This window comes from Vibrio sp. Isolate32, assembly GCF_022397955.1.
Classification (GTDB): Bacteria; Pseudomonadota; Gammaproteobacteria; order Enterobacterales; family Vibrionaceae; genus Vibrio.
In genome coordinates this window covers 1-4,037 of the sequence record NZ_JAKEUQ010000067.1, presented here as the reverse complement: position 1 = coordinate 4,037, position 4,037 = coordinate 1, and the positions used below count along the sequence as shown (strand labels likewise).

2 protein-coding genes are annotated in these 4,037 nt (G+C 61.1%); both read right to left on the bottom strand.

Annotated elements, in window-relative coordinates:
• Positions 1-422: hypothetical protein (locus L1D11_RS22340; RefSeq protein WP_239862807.1), on the bottom strand; the 422-nt coding region annotated here is incomplete at its 3' end.
• A gap of 2,971 nt (positions 423-3,393) precedes the next feature.
• Positions 3,394-4,037: hypothetical protein (locus tag L1D11_RS22335; RefSeq protein ID WP_239862805.1), on the bottom strand; the 644-nt coding region annotated here is incomplete at its 5' end.

The following is a 4,037-nucleotide window of genomic DNA, read 5'->3' as shown; positions in this document are numbered from 1 at the left end:
TCTTGGCTGTCACTGAGCTCGGTGTCGTTGCCGACGTAATCGAGCACCCGCACTTGGTACGTCTGCACTTCCCCGTCGGTGCGGGTGGTGGCGTCGACGTAACTCCAGCTGCTGCCACTGACCGTGGCGTCGTTCCACGTCGCACCGCCGTCAAGGCTCACTTGAACGATGTCGTTGTTGACCGTGCCGGTCAGGCTACCGCTGACGGTGATGCCATCCACATCGTTGGTAATAAAGTCTGCCGCACCTGAGTCATCAGTAATAGTATCGATAGAGACCGCKGTCACGCCTGAGCTGGTGCCRCCGGTACCCGTRCCSGTGCCGCCGCCACTGCCGTCAATGTCAAAGGTCACATCTTGGCTGTCACTGAGCTCGGTGTCGTTGCCGACGTAATCGAGCACGCGCACTTGGTACGTCTGCACTTCCCCGTCGGTGCGGGTGGTGGCGTCCACGTAACTCCAAGATAGACCACTGACCGTGGCGTCGTTCCACGTCGCGCCGCCGTCAAGGCTCACTTGGACGATGTCGTTGTTGACCGTGCCGGTCAGGCTACCGCTGACGGTGATGCCATCGACNACTGAGCTCGGTGTCGTTGCCGACGTAATCGAGCACGCGCACTTGGTACGTCTGCACTTCCCCGTCGGTGCGGGTGGTGGCGTCCACGTAACTCCAAGATAGACCACTGACCGTGGCGTCGTTCCACGTCGCGCCGCCGTCAAGGCTCACTTGGACGATGTCGTTGTTGACCGTGCCGGTCAGGCTACCGCTCACGGTGATGCCATCGACATCGTTGGTGATGAAGTCCGTCGCTAGACCTGAATCGTCGGTGATGCTGTCTATCGCAACACCAGTGATACCCGAGCTGGTGCCACCGGTACCCGTACCGGTGCCGCCGCCACTGCCGTCAATGTCAAAGGTCACATCTTGGCTGTCACTGAGCTCGGTGTCGTTGCCGACGTAATCGAGCACGCGCACTTGGTACGTCTGCACTTCCCCGTCGGTGCGGGTGGTGGCGTCGACGTAACTCCAGCTGCTGCCRCTGACCGYGGCGTCGTTCCAGGTCGCGCCGCCGTCAAGGCTCACTTGGACGATGTCGTTGTTGACCGTGCCGGTCAGGCTACCGCTGACGGTGATGCCATCGACATCATTGGTGATAAAGTCTGCCGCACCTGAGTCATCAGTAATAGTATCGATAGAGACCGCGGTCACGCCTGAGTTGGTGCCGCCGGTACCCGTACCGGTGCCGCCGCCACTGCCRTCARTGTCAAAGGTCACRTCTTGGCTGTCACTGAGCTCGGTGTCGTTGCCGACGTAATCGAGCACCCGCACTTGGTACGTCTGCACTTCCCCGTCGGTGCGGGTGGTGGCGTCGACGTAACTCCAGCTGCTGCCACTGACCGTGGCGTCGTTCCACGTCGCACCGCCGTCAAGGCTCACTTGAACGATGTCGTTGTTGACCGTGCCGGTCAGGCTACCGCTGACGGTGATGCNCATCTTGGCTGTCACTGAGCTCGGTGTCGTTGCCGACGTAATCGAGCACGCGCACTTGGTACGTCTGCACTTCCCCGTCGGTGCGGGTGGTGGCGTCCACGTAACTCCAAGATAGACCACTGACCGTGGCGTCGTTCCACGTCGCGCCGCCGTCAAGGCTCACTTGGACGATGTCGTTGTTGACCGTGCCGGTCAGGCTACCGCTGACGGTGATGCCATCGACGTCGTTGGTGATGAAATCCGTCGCTAGACCTGAATCGTCGGTGATGCTGTCTATCGCAACACCAGTGATACCCGAGCTGGTGCCACCGGTACCCGTACCGGTGCCGCCACCACTGCCATCAGTGTCAAAGAGCACAACTTGACTGTCACTGAGCTCGGTGTCGTTGCCGACGTAATCGAGCACGCGCACTTGGTACGTTACGTTATCGCCATCCGCTCGAACATTCGCATCCACGTAACTCCAGCTGCTGCCGCTGACCGTGGCGTCGTTCCACGTCGCGCCGCCGTCAAGGCTCACTTGAACGATGTCGTTGTTGACCGTGCCGGTCAGGCTACCGCTGACGGTGATGCCATCGACGTCGTTGGTGATGAAGTCTGTCGCCAGACCCGAGTCGTCGGTGATGCTGTCGATAGAGACCGCCGTCACGCCCGAGTTGGTGCCGCCGGTACCCGTACCGGTGCCGCCGCCACTGCCGTCAATGTCAAAGGTCACATCTTGGCTGTCACTGAGCTCGGTGTCGTTGCCGACGTAATCGAGCACGCGCACTTGGTACGTCTGNGTCTATCGCAACACCAGTGATACCCGAGCTGGTGCCACCGGTACCCGTACCGGTGCCGCCACCACTGCCATCAGTGTCAAAGAGCACAACTTGACTGTCACTGAGCTCGGTGTCGTTGCCGACGTAATCGAGCACGCGCACTTGGTACGTTACGTTATCGCCATCCGCTCGAACATTCGCATCCACGTAACTCCAGCTGCTGCCGCTGACCGTGGCGTCGTTCCAGGTCGCGCCGCCGTCAAGGCTCACTTGGACAATGTCGTTGTTGACCGTACCGGTCAGGCTACCGCTSACGGTGATGCCATCGACATCGTTGGTGATGAAGTCTGTCGCCAGACCTGAGTCGTCGGTGATGCTGTCGATAGAGACCGCGGTCACGCCTGAGTTGGTGCCGCCGGTACCCGTACCGGTGCCGCCGCCACTGCCGTCAATGTCAAAGGTCACGTCTTGGCTGTCACTGAGCTCGGTGTCGTTGCCGACGTAATCGAGCACCCGCACTTGGTACGNACGTAACTCCAGCTGCTGCCACTGACCGTGGCGTCGTTCCACGTCGCGCCGCCATCAAGGCTCACCTGGACGATGTCGTTGTTGACCGTGCCGGTCAGGCTACCGCTCACGGTGATGCCATCGACGTCGTTGGTGATGAAGTCCGTCGCCAGACCTGAGTCGTCTGTGATGCTGTCGATAGAGACCGCCGTCACGCCCGAGTTGGTGCCACCGGTACCCGTACCGGTGCCGCCGCCACTGCCGTCAATGTCAAAGGTCACATCTTGGCTGTCACTGAGCTCGGTGTCGTTACCGACGTAATCGAGCACGCGCACTTGGTACGTCTGCACTTCCCCGTCGGTGCGGGTGGTGGCGTCGACGTAACTCCAGCTGCTGCCACTGACCGTGGCGTCGTTCCAGGTCGCGCCGCCGTCAAGGCTCACTTGGACAATGTCGTTGTTGACTGTTCCGGTCAGGCTACCGCTGACGGTGATGCCATCGACATCGTTGGTAATGAAGTCTGTCGCCAGACCTGAGTCGTCGGTGATGCTGTCGATAGAGACCGCGGTCACGCCTGAGTTGGTGCCGCCGGTACCCGTACCGGTGCCGCCGCCACTGCCGTCAATGTCAAAGGTCACGTCTTGGCTGTCACTGAGCTCGGTGTCGTTGCCGACGTAATCGAGCACCCGCACTTGGTACGTCTGCACTTCCCCGTCGGTGCGGGTGGTGGCGTCGACGTAACAATGTCAAAGGTCACGTCTTGGCTGTCACTGAGCTCGGTGTCGTTGCCGACGTAATCGAGCACCCGCACTTGGTACGTCTGCACTTCCCCGTCGGTGCGGGTGGTGGCGTCGACGTAACTCCAGCTGCTGCCACTGACCGTGGCGTCGTTCCACGTCGCGCCGCCGTCAAGGCTCACTTGGACGATGTCGTTGTTGACCGTGCCGGTCAGGCTACCGCTGACGGTGATGCCATCCACATCGTTGGTAATAAAGTCTGTCGCCAGACCCGAGTCGTCGGTGATGCTGTCGATAGAGACCGCCGTCACGCCCGAGTTGGTGCCGCCGGTACCCGTACCGGTGCCGCCGCCACTGCCGTCAATGTCAAAGGTCACATCTTGGCTGTCACTGAGCTCGGTGTCGTTGCCRACGTAATCGAGCACSCGCACTTGGTACGTCTGCACTTCYCCGTCGGTGCGGGTGGTGGCGTCGACGTAACTCCAGCTGCTGCCACTGACCGTGGCGTCGTTCCACGTCGCGCCGCCGTCAAGGCTCACTT